This is a genomic window from Staphylococcus sp. HMSC071G07 (assembly GCF_001811435.1).
Taxonomy (GTDB): domain Bacteria; phylum Bacillota; class Bacilli; order Staphylococcales; family Staphylococcaceae; genus Staphylococcus; species Staphylococcus pettenkoferi.
Map to the genome: position 1 here is coordinate 104,237 of NZ_KV804784.1, position 16,776 is coordinate 121,012.

The 16,776-nt window shown below is 37.0% G+C and carries 16 protein-coding genes and 1 pseudogene; 11 read left to right on the forward strand and 6 right to left on the reverse strand.

Translation table 11 applies throughout. The features are described 5' to 3' along the window. The first annotated feature begins 331 nt into the window (after positions 1-331). From yycF to HMPREF2802_RS09835, 4 genes are read left to right on the forward strand one after another with little or no spacing between them, the layout of a single operon-like run. Complete coding sequence (yycF, locus tag HMPREF2802_RS09820) at positions 332-1,036, forward strand: response regulator YycF (RefSeq protein WP_002472735.1); 705 nt, start codon at positions 332-334, stop codon at positions 1,034-1,036. Positions 1,037-1,048: 12 nt separating this feature from the next. Then, on the forward strand, positions 1,049-2,878 hold the full coding sequence (walK, locus tag HMPREF2802_RS09825) for a cell wall metabolism sensor histidine kinase WalK (protein ID WP_070504103.1): 1,830 nt from the start codon (positions 1,049-1,051) through the stop codon (positions 2,876-2,878). Continuing rightward, positions 2,868-4,205, forward strand: coding sequence for a YycH family regulatory protein (locus tag HMPREF2802_RS09830; RefSeq protein ID WP_070504106.1), 1,338 nt, complete (start codon positions 2,868-2,870; stop codon positions 4,203-4,205). The genes walK and HMPREF2802_RS09830 overlap by 11 nt, the downstream gene beginning before the upstream one ends. Continuing rightward, positions 4,206-4,985, forward strand: coding sequence for a two-component system regulatory protein YycI (locus HMPREF2802_RS09835; protein ID WP_070504109.1), 780 nt, complete (start codon positions 4,206-4,208; stop codon positions 4,983-4,985). 312 nt (positions 4,986-5,297) lie between these two features. Here HMPREF2802_RS09835 and HMPREF2802_RS09840 read toward each other — a convergent pair whose 3' ends face one another. Beyond that, a complete protein-coding gene (locus HMPREF2802_RS09840) occupies positions 5,298-5,750 on the reverse strand; it encodes a hypothetical protein (protein ID WP_070504112.1) in 453 nt (150 codons plus the stop codon). After that, a complete protein-coding gene (locus tag HMPREF2802_RS09845) occupies positions 5,734-6,558 on the reverse strand; it encodes a DUF3100 domain-containing protein (protein WP_070504115.1) in 825 nt (274 codons plus the stop codon). The genes HMPREF2802_RS09840 and HMPREF2802_RS09845 overlap by 17 nt, the downstream gene beginning before the upstream one ends. A 581-nt stretch (positions 6,559-7,139) precedes the next feature. Between HMPREF2802_RS09845 and HMPREF2802_RS09850 the strand changes: the two genes are divergently transcribed. The 4 genes from HMPREF2802_RS09850 (at position 7,140) to HMPREF2802_RS09865 (ending at position 9,894) form a co-directional block, all read left to right on the forward strand. Further along, complete coding sequence (locus HMPREF2802_RS09850; RefSeq protein WP_002472777.1) at positions 7,140-7,940, forward strand: MBL fold metallo-hydrolase; 801 nt, start codon at positions 7,140-7,142, stop codon at positions 7,938-7,940. A gap of 507 nt (positions 7,941-8,447) precedes the next feature. Further along, positions 8,448-8,927, forward strand: coding sequence for a 23S rRNA (pseudouridine(1915)-N(3))-methyltransferase RlmH (gene rlmH, locus HMPREF2802_RS09855; protein WP_070504118.1), 480 nt, complete (start codon positions 8,448-8,450; stop codon positions 8,925-8,927). 23 nt (positions 8,928-8,950) lie between these two features. Continuing rightward, complete coding sequence (locus tag HMPREF2802_RS09860) at positions 8,951-9,289, forward strand: winged helix-turn-helix transcriptional regulator (RefSeq protein WP_070504120.1); 339 nt, start codon at positions 8,951-8,953, stop codon at positions 9,287-9,289. A gap of 272 nt (positions 9,290-9,561) precedes the next feature. Further along, positions 9,562-9,894: an SRPBCC family protein gene (locus HMPREF2802_RS09865; RefSeq protein ID WP_218085172.1), complete on the forward strand. Its 333-nt coding sequence runs from the start codon at positions 9,562-9,564 to the stop codon at positions 9,892-9,894. A 53-nt stretch (positions 9,895-9,947) separates the two neighbouring features. On the opposite strand, the pseudogene HMPREF2802_RS12490 reads toward HMPREF2802_RS09865, so the two are convergent. From HMPREF2802_RS12490 to HMPREF2802_RS09885, 4 genes and pseudogenes are all read right to left on the reverse strand, one after another. Next, positions 9,948-10,654 (reverse strand): annotated as a pseudogene (locus HMPREF2802_RS12490) (potassium transporter TrkG). Between the two features lie 436 nt (positions 10,655-11,090). After that, a complete protein-coding gene (locus HMPREF2802_RS09875; RefSeq protein ID WP_070504126.1) occupies positions 11,091-12,104 on the reverse strand; it encodes a zinc-dependent alcohol dehydrogenase family protein in 1,014 nt (337 codons plus the stop codon). 100 nt (positions 12,105-12,204) lie between these two features. Next, complete coding sequence (locus HMPREF2802_RS09880; RefSeq protein WP_070504129.1) at positions 12,205-12,507, reverse strand: ArsR/SmtB family transcription factor; 303 nt, start codon at positions 12,505-12,507, stop codon at positions 12,205-12,207. Positions 12,508-12,826: 319 nt separating this feature from the next. Beyond that, positions 12,827-14,146: an NtaA/DmoA family FMN-dependent monooxygenase gene (locus tag HMPREF2802_RS09885; protein ID WP_070504132.1), complete on the reverse strand. Its 1,320-nt coding sequence runs from the start codon at positions 14,144-14,146 to the stop codon at positions 12,827-12,829. A gap of 171 nt (positions 14,147-14,317) precedes the next feature. Between HMPREF2802_RS09885 and HMPREF2802_RS09890 the strand changes: the two genes are divergently transcribed. The 3 genes from HMPREF2802_RS09890 to HMPREF2802_RS09900 all read left to right on the forward strand — a co-directional run bounded on the left by HMPREF2802_RS09890 (position 14,318) and on the right by HMPREF2802_RS09900 (position 16,442). Then, entirely contained in the window at positions 14,318-14,623 is a 306-nt protein-coding gene (locus tag HMPREF2802_RS09890) for a winged helix-turn-helix transcriptional regulator (RefSeq protein ID WP_242249967.1), read from the forward strand. 136 nt (positions 14,624-14,759) lie between these two features. After that, positions 14,760-15,425, forward strand: coding sequence for an NAD(P)H-dependent oxidoreductase (locus tag HMPREF2802_RS09895; protein ID WP_070504135.1), 666 nt, complete (start codon positions 14,760-14,762; stop codon positions 15,423-15,425). Positions 15,426-15,455: 30 nt separating this feature from the next. Next, a complete protein-coding gene (locus HMPREF2802_RS09900; protein WP_070504137.1) occupies positions 15,456-16,442 on the forward strand; it encodes an MsnO8 family LLM class oxidoreductase in 987 nt (328 codons plus the stop codon). The last annotated feature ends 334 nt before the right edge of the window (positions 16,443-16,776 follow it).

Below are 16,776 nucleotides of genomic sequence, written 5' to 3' on the forward strand. Positions count from 1 at the left end.
ACGAAATCATAGATTTCTGTACTTCTCCCATGCAAGCGAGAGTCAAAACATTGAAAATAAAAGCTATTATGTCACAGAGTATTGAAATAATCATTATAGTTGCTAAAAAGGAGAAGAAATAAACACTATAGATTTTTATATTTTAGGTTCCTATCCATCAATCATAACTTTTCTGAAAAGACACCAGAGATGATATCATGAGAGAATCTACTATTATATGTTTCTTACGTTGAATCATAGAATTAGTATAGCTTTAATGGTAAATTATAAAGTAGAGACATATGAAATAATAAATCTATGCGTACTACAATTGAGAAATGAGGTTTAAATTATGGCTAGAAAAGTTGTAGTAGTTGATGACGAAAAACCAATTGCAGATATTTTAGAATTTAATTTGAAGAAAGAAGGTTATGAAGTGCACTGTGCTTACGACGGTAATGACGCAGTGGACTTAATCTATGATGAAGAACCGGACATCGTCTTACTCGACATTATGCTTCCTGGACGTGATGGTATGGAAGTATGTCGTGAAGTCCGCAAGAAATATGAAATGCCGATTATCATGTTAACAGCGAAAGACTCTGAGATTGATAAAGTATTGGGCTTAGAGTTAGGCGCAGATGACTACGTAACGAAACCATTCAGTACACGTGAGCTTATCGCGCGTGTGAAAGCGAACTTACGTCGTCATTATTCTAAACCAGCTCAAGAAGAAGACGATAATGCGACAAATGAAATTTCAATCAAAGACATCGTGGTTTATCCTGATGCATACTCCATTCGCAAGCGTGGTAAAAATATCGAATTAACACATCGTGAATTCGAATTATTCCATTATCTATCTAAACACATGGGTCAAGTGATGACACGTGAACACTTGCTACAAACGGTATGGGGCTATGATTACTTTGGTGACGTGCGTACTGTAGACGTAACGATTCGTCGCTTACGTGAAAAAATTGAAGATGATCCTTCTCATCCAGAATATATTGTGACGCGTCGTGGTGTTGGATATTTCCTTCAACAACATGACTAGAGGTCGTCTGAGATGAAATGGTTTAAACAGTTTCAATCACTTCATACTAAGCTGGTAATCGTCTATGTCCTACTCATTATTATTGGTATGCAGATCATTGGATTGTATTTTACCAATAGTTTGGAGAAAGAACAGACGCAAACGTTTAAAAGTAATATTTCCCAATATGCGAAACAGATTGAACTTGGCATAGAGAAAGTCTATCAAGATGACAAATCGGTCAACAGTCAAAAGGAAGTTCAGAACTTATTAAATGAGTATGCGAACCGTCAAGAAATCGAAGAAATTCGCTTCATCGATAAAGATCAAATCATTGTGGCGACGTCGAAGCAGTCTACCCGCAGTCTAATAAATCAAAAAGTGAACGATAATTCGATTCAAAAAGCATTATCTCTAGGTGAATCGAATAGTCATACTGTGCTTAAAGATTACGGTAACGGTAAGCAACGTGTCTGGGTTTACAATCTACCTGTAAAGACAAGCAAAGGTACGATTGGCAACATTTATATCGAATCAGACATCAATAACGTGTATGACCAACTGAATAATATCAACCAAATCTTTATCGTAGGTACGGCGATTTCACTCATCATCACGATTGTGCTCGGTTTCTTTATCGCGCGTACGATTACGAAGCCGATTACGGATATGCGTAACCAAACGATTGAGATGTCTAAAGGTAACTATACGCAGCGTGTGAAGATTTATGGTAACGACGAAATAGGTGAGCTCGCCCTCGCGTTCAACAACTTATCGAAACGTGTTCAAGAGGCACAAGCGAATACAGAAAGTGAGAAACGTCGACTGGATTCTGTCATCACGCACATGAGTGATGGTATTATTGCGACCGATCGTCGAGGTCGTGTGCGTATCGTCAATGATATGGCATTGAAGATGATGGGCATGATGAAAGATGAAATTATCGGTCAGCATATGCTTAACATTTTAAAGCTAGAAGAAGATTTCTCACTCGACGAGATACAAGAGAATAACGATAGTTTCTTGCTCGATATCAACGAAGCGGAAGGTATCATTGCCCGAATTAACTTTAGCCGTATCGTACAAGAGACAGGCTTTGTGACAGGTTATATCGCCGTGCTTCATGATGTTACTGAACAACAACAAGTTGAACGTGAACGTCGTGAGTTCGTAGCAAACGTGTCACACGAATTGCGTACGCCATTAACCTCAATGAATAGTTATATTGAAGCACTCGAAGAAGGTGCTTGGAGAGATGAAGAGATTGCGCCTAGTTTCTTAAACGTGACGCGTGAGGAGACAGAGCGAATGATTCGTCTCGTTAACGATTTACTACAACTCTCACGTATGGATAACGAATCCGATCAAATCACGAAAGAGATTGTCGACTTTAACATGTTTATCAACAAGATTATTAATCGTCATGAGATGTCGGCGAAAGATACGACGTTCGTGCGTGAAATTCCGAATGAGACTATTTTTACCGAAATCGATCCAGACAAGATGACGCAAGTGTTCGACAACGTCATTACCAATGCGATGAAATATTCTCGTGGCGAGAAGCGGGTTGAGTTTCACGTGAAACAGAATGCCGTTTACCACCGTATGACAATTCGCATCAAGGACAACGGTATCGGTATTCCAATCAACAAAGTAGATAAGATCTTCGACCGCTTCTACCGTGTGGACAAAGCTCGTACGCGTAAAATGGGTGGTACGGGTCTCGGTCTCGCGATTTCCAAAGAAATTGTTGAGGCACACAATGGTCGTATCTGGGCTAACAGTGTCGAAGGCCAAGGTACGTCAGTCTTTATCACGCTTCCATGTGAAGTCATAGAAGATGGTGATTGGGATGCGGAGTAAAGAACATATCAAGACGGTCATCCTAGCCCTACTTGTACTGATGAGCCTCGTTCTGACCTATATGACATGGAAGTTCACGCCAGACTTACAAACGGTTGATAAAGAGACGAATAAAGATCACGCTTCACAGTCGATAGGTAAGACGAATAACGTGGATATGAGCGAGGTGATCACACCTTATCAAATCATCTATTCGAAGGCGGATCATCCAGAAGGTATGGTCGCATCACGTCAGAACGTGTCGACCGTTCTGAAACCGCTTAAGAATCAGCACGTGACGCATTCAGATCAGATGCACAGCGATCACAACCTCATCATCCCTGATCTGACCGATGAGTTTCTCGTGCTCGATTTCACCTATGACATGCCGCTAGCGACATATCTCGGGGACGTGTTGAACATCAGTGCGAAAGTGCCGAGCAACTTTAAGTTTAATCGCTTATTGATTGATCAGTCGCATGACAATAAGATTCAGCTTTATGCGATTAGTAAAAACCGACATGACGTCGTTCGTATGACGTTATCTTCAAAAGCAAGTTCGGTTAATAAGACAGTTGCAGCCTTGAAGAAAGACATGGAACCTTATTCAGAGATGATTACGAATAAAGATACGATCGATAGTGCGACACATATCTTTGCGCCGAAATCACCGAAGCATCTGAAGTCTTATCGTACGATTTACAACCACATTAGTGTGGATAAAATGAATTCCGTACTCTTTAACGATTCCGTTGTCGTGCGCAGTGCGAAGAATGGAGCGACTATGTACAACAACAATACGGGCGTTGCTAACTATGACAATAAGACTGAGAAATATAAATACAATAACTTGTCTGAAGATAAAGCAACGTCGAAGAATATGCATGAAACGATTCCAGGTACGTTTGATTACATCAATGAACATGGCGGTTTCACAGATGACTTTAGACTGTTCCACACAGATAACAAGTCCGGTCAACTCACGTATCAGATGTTCCTCAACGGACGTCCGACGTTTAATTCAGGCGACTTAAATACAGTGAAAGTCTCCTGGAGCGAAGATGGTATCTATAGCTACGCACGTGCATTGTTGAAATCCAATGTCACGATTGATAGTGGCGAGAAAGATGAGAAACTGCAGGGTGCCGAAAAAGTACGCTCAGCCTTGGCCAATAACCCAAATATTGATTTTGAAAAGGTCAATAACATCACAATTGGTTACAAACGCGTCGATCAACCTGACAAAGACGATATCGAAGTGCAACGCAACAGTGAGTTCAAACCACATTGGTACATCGAATATGATGGCAAATGGTACGCCTATGACAATGATGGGGGGCTAGAATAAATGAATTGGAAATATGCAAAGACGTTATTTATCTTAGTATTTATTCTAGTGAACATCAGCCTCGTCGTCATTTACGTAGACAAAGTGAAGAAATCTCATATTCATGAGAGTAAAGAAGAGAACGAAGTGAATTTTAAACAAGAGCAGATTAAACTTCCGAATGATATCCCAAGTGTCGACGGTGTAAAGATGCAGCTACTGACGGCACGGTCCAATGATTTCACTCAAGCGGCGAAAGGGAATTCTGACAAGCATGTAGAGGATGACGGCGCGCATGTGAAGGTAGATATCGACAAGCAGGTGCCCGTGAGTGCGGACAACGTTTCGGATCTCAAGGATTACGTGAATAAGAACGTTTATGATGGCAAGCATTATCAGCTTAGTGATATGGATAGTAAAAGTGCCACGTTTGAACAAACATACGGTGGCTATCCGATTATGAATAACAAGAAAGCGCGACTAACGTTCAATATTGATAATGATAAAGCGAAAAGTTATCAACAGTCCGCGATGAAGACGATCGGGCCTTCTAAAGGTGAGAATAATGATGCGAAGCAAGTCATCAGTGCAAAGAAAGCGTTAGAGGCGATGTACTTTAATCGTTACTTGAAGCGGAATGATGAAGTCACTCAAATTCGTCTAGGCTATTACACAGTTGTGCGTGAACCAAATGTACAGGTGTTGCAAGCGAATTGGGAAGTGACCGTGAAGCATAAAGATGAAACGAAGACGTATTATGTCGAGGCGATTTCTGATAATCCTAAGATTATTAAAGAGTAGCTGAAGGATGATACGTGAAAATGAAAAAAGCGTACACACTGTGAGGCGGTGTGTACGCTTTTTTATTGGAAGGAGTGTAAAACTACTGTTTTCAAAATTTTAAGGATTTTCGTTGCGACCGTAATCCCTCAAGCGTCTCAAGCCGTCCTTAAAACAAAATAATGTTAACTCTTTTCCTCTTACCATCTACTTTTTATTTATTTAAAAAGTACAGAGATATATTATCACTCTCATGGAAGTATAGAGTTCGTGGTAATGTAGTTATTTTGAATTCATCTGCTGTGAATCGTAACGCATTTTACTCACAACGAATTAAACCATGCCTTGAATGCGTAGGACGATTTCTGCAACGACAGCTGAGCCTACATAAGTGCTAATCAAGACGACCATGCCGACGATAATCGTTCTCCAACCGAGCTTGAGGAAAGCTAACCAAGAGTTACCGATTGAGATACCGGCATAAGCTACTACAGGTGTCGCAAGTGCCATCAAATCAACTTGTTTCGTCCAATGTGCGATGTGAGCAGCACCTGGCACACCAGGAATTGTCAGGATTAAGCCTAGGACGCCGATGTAAGCGATACTTGGAATACTCAATGGAATGAGACGTCCCAAGAGCATTCCGATGAAAGCGATCGCCATCAGTGCCACAATTCCTGGCAGAGCTTTAAATGGGCCATGATGGTAACCGAACCAGTTGTTAATGAGTGAAATTAATCCTACGACAACGAGCGTCATGCTCCAATTTTTAATTTGAGAAGTCATTGTCCCACCCCTTTACTTGAGAGAATTTCCCTTTCACTTTCGTTAAAAGTGCATAGTATTTTTCAGTCAACGGTAAAGCAAAGACGATCGCCATGTATAGTCCAGTGACAGATGTCAGTAAGTTACTTGTACCTGAGAATGCAGCAAGGGTACTCGCTTGGTCTGGAAAGGCTTCTACCAATGGCCCTAGAGCTGCAGTCGTCATTACGCCACTTCCTACGCCAGTAGCCATAGCAAATGACAGTGGATGAAGCGGCAAGATTGAGATGAGCACGCCAGAGAAGACACTAAAGAAGATTGCCCCAAATATCGTGCCGAAGATATACATAGACATTACACCTTGCCACTCAGGTGAGTTCGTCTTGTATCTTTCAGTGATGAGTGCGAGATTGACTTCGCGACCGATAGAATGAGTCATTCCGATTGTTTCACGTTTCAAGCCAAGCAGGATTGCGATAGGCAGTGAGATGAGTATTGTCGCTAGGTTACCAAGTTCTTGTAAAATGAGTGCCGGTCCAGCAGCGATAATCTTAGGTAGTGCGGGCCCAGCTTCCACACCAAACTTTGCGATGAGTAGCGCGACGGCGATAAATACCATTGGTTCAGCGTTCTTAGCCTGTTTCTTTTTGACGAGCGGAGTAAAATACGCGATGAGACCTAGAATAACCGCGTAGACGACGGGCATTAATAAGAGGGACGTGGGTCCTAAATTAAATTTGTGCGTTCCGATACCTTCTGAAATGAGCACAATTATGAATGTTAACGTGTGTAGTCGCCAATCTTTCCAAAGTTGTATTTGCTTATTCATAAAAACGTCCCCCTTTATTACTATTTATCTAAAAAGTAAGAATTTTTAAAAATATAATGACTCTAGTCTAACGATAATTCATGAAAAAGAAAAGGGGGCTGTGAGGAAAATGAGAGAAAAATAGAGATTTAAAAATATATACTGATGTTTTTAGATGATTTTCGCTTGTCTAATGGACTACATTAATCTCGTTTTTTGTCGCTTAAATAGCTCGAAAAAATGGATTTTCATTGTAGCTTAGTTCACTCAAAAGCGTCTCGATACATCTTTAAAGCGCTTGTTTATTACAGTTTTAAGAATTGTTCTCTTATGTTTTCAAGAAACAGGTTGATTGCTCAAGCAGTTTTTAAACTGATATAGTATAATGTGATTGTTATTTAAAATCGGACGTAAATGAAGGAATAGTAGGCTTAAAGATACGACAGCAAAGCTTACTATTAATAAAGTCTTAAACGCTGAATACACAAGGGTTTAGGGCATAATTAAGATAGACAGGTCAGACTGCCGTATCACTGCAGGTAGTATGCCCGAAGTATAAATTTCAAAAAATAATATAGGTAGAGTTAGGAATATGAGAAAGGGTGAATCGCTTGATACGAATGAGTGTCTTAGCGAGTGGTAGTACTGGAAATGCCACTTATGTCGAAAGTGATAAAGGAAGCTTGTTGGTCGATGCAGGATTAACAGGCAAGAAGATGGAAGGGCTTTTTAGCCAAATAGATAAAGAGATTAAGAACGTCAATGGAATTCTCGTTACACATGAACACGCAGATCATATTAAAGGTTTAGGTGTGTTGGCTCGTAAATACGGACTACCGATTTATGCGAACGAGAAGACGTGGTCAGCAATTGAGAAGAAAGACAGTCGCATCCCGATGGATCAGAAATTCATTTTTAATCCTTATGAGACGAAATCTCTTGCAGGATTTGATGTGGAATCTTTTAATGTTTCACATGATGCGATCGATCCACAATTTTACGTGTTCCACAATAACGGCAAGAAATTTACGATTCTCACTGACACAGGTTACGTTTCAGATCGTATGAAAGGCATTATTAAAGGCAGTGACGCCTTTATGTTCGAGAGTAATCATGATGTGGATATGTTGCGCATGTGTCGCTACCCTTGGAAGACGAAACAACGTATCTTGAGTGATATGGGTCACGTATCGAACGAAGACGCGGGTCTTGCGATGACAGATGTGATAACTGATAACACGAAACGTATTTATCTTTCTCACTTATCTCAAGACAATAATATGAAAGATTTAGCACGTATGAGTGTTGGTCAAGTGTTGAAAGAGCATGATATTGATTCAGATAACGAAGTGAAGCTTTGCGATACAGATAAAGCGGAAGCAACGCCGATTTATACATTATAATAAGTGGAGCGCACGTCCCTGGTTTAAGGGGACGTGTTTTTTATGCAGTTAGAGGATAAAAATGGTTCAGTTTATTAAGAATCATACGGACTTAATTCAAATTTTTAACTTTAAGACGGTAGGTAGTATGACCCCTTTGCATACGTGAAAGTGTTATTGTATAAAGATAATAAGACACAGAAAGGTGATCGGATAAGGTTTCAACCTTAATATTGTAAAAATAACGTTAAGGTTGTGAATAAAAATGTAAGACCGACGGCAAGTTATCCACTAAATTGTGCAGAGTTATCCAGAGTTGTGAACAATTCACAGTCACATACCCACATTATTCACAGACTTATCCACATATACACAGAAAATCACTTTCTTTTTGTGTATAACTCGTAAATTTTGTAAAATTTATGATGTATAATAGAGATAACTAAGAGGGAATACTGTGAACAAGTGAATAACTTGTGGATAATTAGGATAACTCAAGTATTATCAACATGTGTAGGAGGTCAAATTGTGAAAATCACTATACTCGCAGTGGGAAAGCTCAAAGAAAAATACTGGAAACAAGCAATTGCAGAATATGAAAAACGTTTAGGTAGCTATACGAAGATTGATATTGTGGAAGTCCCTGACGAAAAAGCACCAGAGAACCTAAGTGACAAAGAAGTTGAACAAGTGAAAGCGAAAGAAGGAGAGCGCCTCCTTAATAAGATTAAACCCCAATCCACAGTCATTACTTTAGAAATTGAAGGAAAGATGCTGACATCAGAAGGGCTTGCGAAAGAACTGGATCGACGCATGACACAAGGTCAAAGCGACTTCACATTCATCATCGGAGGTTCAAATGGCTTACACCAGGACATCTTAAATCGCAGTGATTACGCACTTTCATTTAGCAAGATGACCTTTCCACATCAAATGATGCGGGTCGTCTTAATCGAGCAAGTCTATCGTGCGTTTAAGATTATGCGTGGAGAAAGTTATCATAAGTAGGTAGGGGAAAGGAGAGGTTAAATATGAAAGAAAGATTGTTTAATTGTCCTGTTGAAGCAATTATCAGTTTAATAGGAGGCAAATATAAACCGATTATTCTATGGTATTTATTGGATGATAAATTAAGATTTAATGAATTACAAAAGCGATTACCTCAAGCTACACCTAAGATGTTAAGCCAACAATTGAAAGAGTTACAACAAGATGGATTTATTGAAAAAGTGATTTATCCAGAAGTGCCTCCTAAGACAGAATATTACATCACAGAGTATGGTAAGACTTTAGAAACTATTTTAAATGAAATGTGTAACTGGGGAGAAGAATATATGGGAGATTCTATTATTCAACATAGCAATTATTAAACTGGTATAGTTACTTTTTGGGTACTAACTTACAAAAAAGTGCAGTCTTCTCAAGGAAATTAAACGGTGCTATATTTATCTCTACTTTAATAAATAGGAGAGATAATATGTTAAATGAAATTAATTGGCCACAAAAATGATTACCAGGTACTACTGATAATTTTGCTTCTAATGAAATAATAGTAAAAGATTTAAGTTTTGAAACTGTTATAGAAAATCTTATCGATACTTCAAAATGGGAACAATATTATAAAAATAGTAGTGATATTCATATGTATCATCAAACATCGTCTAAATTACAACAAGATACACGTTTCAAATTTAAAACATTTGGATTTGATATTGAAGCGAAAGTTGAAGAACTCATCATCAAAGAAGGTGTTGCTCGTATCGCTTGGCATGGTTGGAACAATTCTACAGGAGATGACTTCTTAGACGTCTATCACGCATGGCTGATCGAAAAATTACCACTAAATAGATTAAGAATTTTAACGCAAGAATCACAAATAGGCATACCAGCACAACAAATGGCACAAGACAAGAATCACCCTATGATTAATGGACATCAAGACTGGTTAGACTGCCTCGCAAAATTTTCACAATAACAAATTCGCCCGATTCTGTAGTTCACTACGGCTCGGGCGATTATTTTATAGAATTATAAATGAATCTTTTCTGTTGAGTACAAATATAACTCTTTTTTGGGGTGTACAAATATCGAAATGATAATGAGTACGCCTATTTTACCAACTATCATTAGTAAGATGAGTATAATTTTAGACATTGAATTTAAATCAGCGGTTATGCCAGTTGAAAGCCCAACCGTCGCAAAAGCTGAAATCGTTTCAAATAACACCTTTGTTATATCAAGTTTTGAATTTTGAATTAAAACACTCAATGTTGAGATAAAAATTAAAGAACTTGATAAAAAACATATAGTTATTGCTTTATTTATTTGTTCCGGCATAATACTCTTCTTAAATATATGTGGATGTGTCTGACCTTTTAATAAAGAATATAAATATACGATAATGATAGCAAAGGTCGTAACTTTTATACCACCACCGGTACTCATAGGTGCGGCACCAATAAACATTAATAAACAAATATAAATAGAATAGAGTCGTGTAATTGACCTATGTCAACGGTATTGAATCCAGCAGTTCTAGTTGATATCGATTGGAAAACAGATTTAAAAATTTGAACAATCCAATTATCGTTTTTTAATACATTATTTGCTTCTAATAACCAAAATGAAAGTGGTCCAATCACGATTAATATGGCTGTAGTAGTTAATACGATTTTTGAATAAGGATAGATTATGAATATTTTTAGCAAAATTACTAATATGGCGAAAGTTATCATAAGTGACGTTAGAAATTACTAACCTTACAAGAAGTATTAGATTAATTACATTGATTGGATATTAATAACTTTAAAAAGACTATGGTATAACATTATCATCAGGAGACTATAATATGATTACCATTGATTCAAAAGTTAACAAACAAATCGCTAAAAATCTTTCGCTTGAAGGTATGGAATTAACTAAGGAACAACAGAAATAAATTCTTGATGCTATTAATAATAAGAAAGAAATTACGAATGAAGTAATTCGTAAAAATTGCATATAAATAGTGAAGCAACAGGAGAAACTCTATAATTTGAAAAACTAGGATTAGTTTCAAAATAATATAAATAAACACTTCCGCATTTTCATCTTTAATGAATAGAACGGAAGTGTTTTTTAATATCCCTTGAAAAGGGAGTACTATGGAAAAATTGATTAACCTAGATGAGATTATTTGTTAAAATCAATAACAATTTTTCCGAAAGCACCTTTAGCTTGATGTTCATATGCCTCTTTAGCTTGATCAAACGAATATACTGTATCAATCACAGGGTCGATACTTATTTGATTTAACGCCTTAGTGAAATCTTCAAATGCTCTATGATGGCCTACATTAATGCCTTGTATTTTAGCTTGTTTAGAAAGAAGTGAGAATAAATTAACGTTCGCTTCCATATCTTCAAGGAAACCAATGACATATATATGACCTTGAAAAGCTAAGGCTTCTATAGATTTAGCAATACTTGAGCCACCAACGACTTCGATAATATGCTCTACGCCTTTACCATTCGTTAATTTTTGAACTTCTTTTTCCCAATCAGGATGTTTTTTATAGTTAATGAAGTGAGAAGCTCCAAGTTCTTTAGCTTTTTCTAACTTTTCGTCACTGCTGCTTGTGACAATAACTTCAGCGCCTAATGCAGAAGCAATTTGAATCGCAAATATAGACACGCCTCCTGTGCCTTGAACTAGCACTTTATCGCCTGCTTTAATATTTCCATATTCAACTAATGAGAACCAATTTACAAATGCTGCTACTGGCAAGGTAGATGATTGGTTGTCTGTAAGTGTTTCAGGAGAGAACACAGCTGCATCTGCATTTAATACCATATATTCTGAAAGACCACCGTTAACTGTAGCACCTAATGCATGTGATGGTTCATCTCCTGTGGGTTGGCCTTCAAGCCATGTCGTAAACATGTGAGAAATGACACGATCTCCTTTTTTAAATTGAGTAACGTTAGAACCGATTTCTACCACTTCTCCTGAAGCATCTGAAACTGGTATAAAAGGAAAGTTCAATAATTCAGGAGTATATATACCTTCAACGATAGCAATATCTCTATAATTGAGTGATGCAGAATTAACTTTTATTAAAATTTGATCCTCATTAATTTCTGGTTTTTCTAATTCAACTTGTTTTAGGTTATCTAAACCAAAGTCCTCTAATTGCCAAGCTTTCATTCTAAAGACTCCTTTTATTTAAATTATGGAAAAACATTTCGTCATATCGTTAAAAAACGATATGTTTGAGTAAAAATAAAAAGAACTACAACCTCAATAATTATAGTTCTTTCTTAATCACTTCACCTACATTTTTAATGCCTTCTTCATTTCTTTTATAATACGTCCACTTTCCCAAACGTTTATAATTGATAAGACCTGCTTTATGCAATATAGATAGGTGTTGTGAAGCTGTGGATTGCGTCATGTTTAGTTTATCTTTAATTTGGCTAACACAAACTCCAATTTCAACTAAATCAATACCGTTTTGGTCAGCAAAGTTACTTTTGGGATCCTTTAACCAATCTAGTATTTGAATTCTTGTCGGACTTGATAATGCTTTAAAGACTTCTAGTTTTTCCATGTTTGCATCATAAATCGTTATTTAACGATTTGTCAATGAGTTTAGCTCAAATAAATACGTAAATTTCAAGTTTAACTTAGCCACCTATTTTGGATTAGATCATGTTATTTCGAAGTCGTTATTTTTATTCATGTCGTACCTTTTATTTGGAGAAGGCAAAGCGTTAACTTTATTTATCCACAGCTATACAAATGGAAATTAACTTACTTTTCTAGAGCAATTTGTAGAAATGTAAATCATGGTTTTTCCTAAGATAACTTCAATCAAAAAAACAGAGTCAGCTCATAAGAAATTTGTGAGCTGACCCATTATACAACTATTAATTCTGACCATATTGATATGGCACGTTTAAGTGGTCACGAAGTGTATGACCTTCGTATTCAGTATGATAAAGGCCACGTTTTTGTAGTTCTGGAATCACTTTATCCACAAAGTCAGGCAGTCCATCGAAGTAACGGTCAGGAGAAATAGTAAAGCCGTCACAACCACCGTGTTCGAAGAGTTCTTGCATCTCATTAGCAATATCAATTGGGCTTCCTATGATTGTTCTGTGAAAGTCTGTAACGCCATGTGCAAGAACATCAAATACAGTATAGCCCTGTTTAAATAGATTTACTGCACGTTGTGAATGGAGTTGATAAGGATGAGCTTCTAGCATAGCTAACCATTCTTCTGGAAGTGATTCATGTAACATGCTGTAAGGAATGTTAAGGCCAACGAGTTGTGATAAATGCATCACTTTATCTTCGAGCCCTCCAACTGTTTCATTTAGCATAGCTCTTCTTTTATTTAAAGCATCTTCAAATGTATCTCCAACTGTAACGATAAGTCCCATAAATATATTTATATGCTCTGTATTTTTACCTAGTCGTTCTCCCATTAACTTTAACTCTGCTTGATGCATGCGACTACTTTCGATGTCTGAAGCGATGGAATAAATGCCTGAAGCATAATTTACAGCTAGTTCTAAACCTTCTGCTCCTCCACCTGCTTGGAAGATTACAGGTTGACCCTGTGGAGAGGCAGGGATAGGAAGGGGGCCTCTTGAAGAGACATATTGACCTTGGGCGAAGATAGGTTCTATCTCTGAAGTATCTGCAAATATGCCTCTTTCTTTGTCCATTTTCATAGCATTTTGACCAAAGCTCCCCCAAAGTGCTTGTACAGTTTGGATAAATTCGTGTGCACGTGCATATCTTTCTTGACGTGGAGCAATCGTTTCTCCGTAATTTGCACCAATTCGAGGATCATTTGTCGTAACAGCATTCCAGCCCATTCTTCCATTACTCAATACATCAAGAGTTTTAAGTTGTCTAGCTACAGTATATGGATAGTTAAAAGTTGTAGATTGTGTTAAAACAATGCCGATGTGATTTGTTTCACGTACGAGTTGACTTGCAATGACGATAGGATCAATCGTACTAGAAGGTGAAGAAGTTGAGATATCGTCTCTTAAAGCAGGATGATCTGCCATAAATATAAAGTGAAATTTCCCTTCTTCAGCTTTTTTAACAGATTCGATTATAGAATCTGAATTAGTTAAACGATCAGGGGCGGCTGCTTCATTTCTCCAAGCGCTACTTGAAGCACCATAGCTCGTACATTGAGCACCTAGTATCATTTGTTTAGATGAGGACATATTATTTCACTCCTTAAATGATTATGCTAAATTAATAATGCATTAACGTTATAACAGTAATTAATTTAAAACAAGTACTGTTTTTTTAAGAAGTTAGTATCTTTTATGGTAGTAATGGATAATTACGGGAGTTAAATTGAACGATTTTTTTACTGAATGGAGATGAATGAAATGGAATATTCACATGATTGTGGTTTAGCAAAAGTTCAAAAACTGGTAGGTGGAAAATGGAAGTTAGTCTTACTATGGTATGTGTCGGAAACACCTCGTCGTTTTGGAGAAATCAATCGTACGTTTCCAGAATTAACTCAATCTATGCTAACGAAGCAATTACGCGAACTTGAAAGAGATGGTTTGGTCCATCGTGAAGTGTATAAAGAAATTCCACCTAAAGTGGAGTATTCACTAACTGAACTAGGGAAGAAATTCGAACCTATACTCAAGTATATGTATGATTGGGGAGAAGAAAATCTATAAAAATTTCGATCGCTATATTCCTTGTTTCCTCATAATTCAACTATAAAATGGAGTAGCTACTAAAAAAAACAGTACTATTCATATTCCATATATTTGTTCAAAATAGAAATAACAATAGTTAGAAAGAGGGATATGAATGGCTAATGTATTAGTAGTTTATGCACATCCATATGACGGTAGTTTCAACAAAGCAATCTTAGATCGTACAGTAGAAACGCTTGAGAAACAAGGGGCTGAGTATAAAGTAAAAGATTTAGTCTCTATGAACTTTAATGCAACAATGGAAAGCGAAGACTTAAAAGCAGCAGTCACAAAGGAATATACTCCAGAAGTAAGACGTGAGCAAGAAGATGTCCTATGGGCTGATACGATCATCACAATCTCTCCAGTATGGTTTGGTTCTGTTCCAGGTTTCTTAAAAGGGTATTTTGATAAAGTATTTATTTCAGGCTTTGCGTATAACAAAAAAGGGGAAGGATTACTCAAAGATAAACGTGTCTTCTCGCTATTCACATTTGGTTCAGCAGATCCTTACATCGGATTAACACAGCAATATCAAGCTATCGAAATCTTATGGGATAATATATTCGGAATGACAGGTTTCCGAGATATAGCGCAACAGTATTTTACAGCTGTACCTGCAGTGAGTGACGAAACGAGACATCATTATTTAGATCAAACTGAAACATTTATTAATCAAATCTTTGAAACACAACTGGGTGATATAGGAAGAGGTAATGCACGACTAATGACTAAACTTGCAGCTAAAGGCTTGTTAAATGGTGGCGTCGATGAAGATTAATCATGGATATTTGAGAGGAGTGAATATCACATGAATTTATCTGTACTAGATTTAGTTCCTGTCGATGGTAATGAGCATGATAGAAGTGCGTTGAATCATACATTAGAGTTAGCTAAGAGCGTCGACGAACTAGGTTATCGACGTTACTGGATTGCAGAACATCATAACTTGCCTACAGTGGCAAGTGCAGCTACAGAAACGATTATGAATAGAATATTAAGTGTCACATCACATTTACGGGTAGGTTCAGGTGGGATAATGATTCCTAACCATTCCCCGTTAAGAATTGCAGAGTCATTTAAGACGATGGAAGCTTTCTATCCTAATCGCGTTGATTTAGGTATCGGACGTGCCCCTGGTACGGATGGTCTTACTGCATTTGCTTTACGACGTTCAACTCAACCATATAAAGCGAATGATTTAGATGCCCAATTAATGGAATTATTTAATTATGATTCCTATCATAATGAAGTCATTAATAATGAATTGTCACAAATTCGGGCGATACCTCAAAGTGTGCCGTTACCACCTGTATATGTGTTAGGTTCAAGCGTTGAAAGTGCACGTCTCGCCTCACAGAAAGAATTGTCTTATGTATATGCTTATCAATTTAACCAGAATGATGTGAAAAAAGCTGTAAAAGCATATCATCAAGAGACTCAAGGTCAGCAACATCAGAATATGATTGTTAGTGTTTCAGTTATTGGTGGCCAAACAGAAGAGGAAGTGCAGTATTTAAAAAAAGCAGCTATGCTTAAGTATTTAAATAGTGCTGGTATGATTCAAAATGTTGATTGGAGTCATATTGATGAAATTAAATTGAGTAAACAACAACAACTTATGGCAGAATCATATTTACAGTCTCAATTGATTGGAACATTTGAAGAACTCAAACAAAAGTTAACTCATTTGGCGAATGAATTAGCAATAGACGAGCTGATGATTACGACGACACAATTTGGCGCAGCATCCCGGAAAAATCTATATAAAGCACTTGCCTCTTTGATTACTAAATAAGACAAAGTAATTCATTTAAACGGTAGGTATGATAAATAACGAAGTGACTACGAGAGTAGATGTGCTTCGTTATTTTTTATTATGTCTTTTTTAGGAAGAGGTTAATAGTAGAGTCTACCTTGTGTATTTAGCATTGTGCTTGTGATTATTTGGAGGAGTTTAATATTAAATTCTACCATGAATTTTAACTATATAAGACTATGAATGTTTTAAAAGAAGAGGAGCAAAGTATATCTATAGAATTTGATGAAAACTTATGATAAAATAAATTAGATAAAAGTAAGTTGTAAAACCAATAAATAATATCTCTTTTGTATGGTTAATTTATATCGTA

What these genes read in the sequence shown, in the direction of transcription:
- yycF (WP_002472735.1), top strand. Translation starts at nt 332, where the DNA reads ATGGCTAGAAAAGTTGTAGTAGTTGATGACGAAAAACCAATTGCAGAT.
- walK (WP_070504103.1), top strand. Translation starts at nt 1,049, where the DNA reads ATGAAATGGTTTAAACAGTTTCAATCACTTCATACTAAGCTGGTAATC.
- HMPREF2802_RS09830 (WP_070504106.1), top strand. Translation starts at nt 2,868, where the DNA reads ATGCGGAGTAAAGAACATATCAAGACGGTCATCCTAGCCCTACTTGTA.
- HMPREF2802_RS09835 (WP_070504109.1), top strand. Translation starts at nt 4,206, where the DNA reads ATGAATTGGAAATATGCAAAGACGTTATTTATCTTAGTATTTATTCTA.
- HMPREF2802_RS09840 (WP_070504112.1), bottom strand. Translation starts at nt 5,750, where the DNA reads ATGACTTCTCAAATTAAAAATTGGAGCATGACGCTCGTTGTCGTAGGA.
- HMPREF2802_RS09845 (WP_070504115.1), bottom strand. Translation starts at nt 6,558, where the DNA reads ATGAATAAGCAAATACAACTTTGGAAAGATTGGCGACTACACACGTTA.
- HMPREF2802_RS09860 (WP_070504120.1), top strand. Translation starts at nt 8,951, where the DNA reads ATGAAAGAAAGATTGTTTAATTGTCCTGTTGAAGCAATTATCAGTTTA.
- HMPREF2802_RS09865 (WP_218085172.1), top strand. Translation starts at nt 9,562, where the DNA reads ATGTATCATCAAACATCGTCTAAATTACAACAAGATACACGTTTCAAA.
- HMPREF2802_RS09875 (WP_070504126.1), bottom strand. Translation starts at nt 12,104, where the DNA reads ATGAAAGCTTGGCAATTAGAGGACTTTGGTTTAGATAACCTAAAACAA.
- HMPREF2802_RS09880 (WP_070504129.1), bottom strand. Translation starts at nt 12,507, where the DNA reads ATGGAAAAACTAGAAGTCTTTAAAGCATTATCAAGTCCGACAAGAATT.
- HMPREF2802_RS09885 (WP_070504132.1), bottom strand. Translation starts at nt 14,146, where the DNA reads ATGTCCTCATCTAAACAAATGATACTAGGTGCTCAATGTACGAGCTAT.
- HMPREF2802_RS09890 (WP_242249967.1), top strand. Translation starts at nt 14,318, where the DNA reads ATGGAATATTCACATGATTGTGGTTTAGCAAAAGTTCAAAAACTGGTA.
- HMPREF2802_RS09895 (WP_070504135.1), top strand. Translation starts at nt 14,760, where the DNA reads ATGGCTAATGTATTAGTAGTTTATGCACATCCATATGACGGTAGTTTC.
- HMPREF2802_RS09900 (WP_070504137.1), top strand. Translation starts at nt 15,456, where the DNA reads ATGAATTTATCTGTACTAGATTTAGTTCCTGTCGATGGTAATGAGCAT.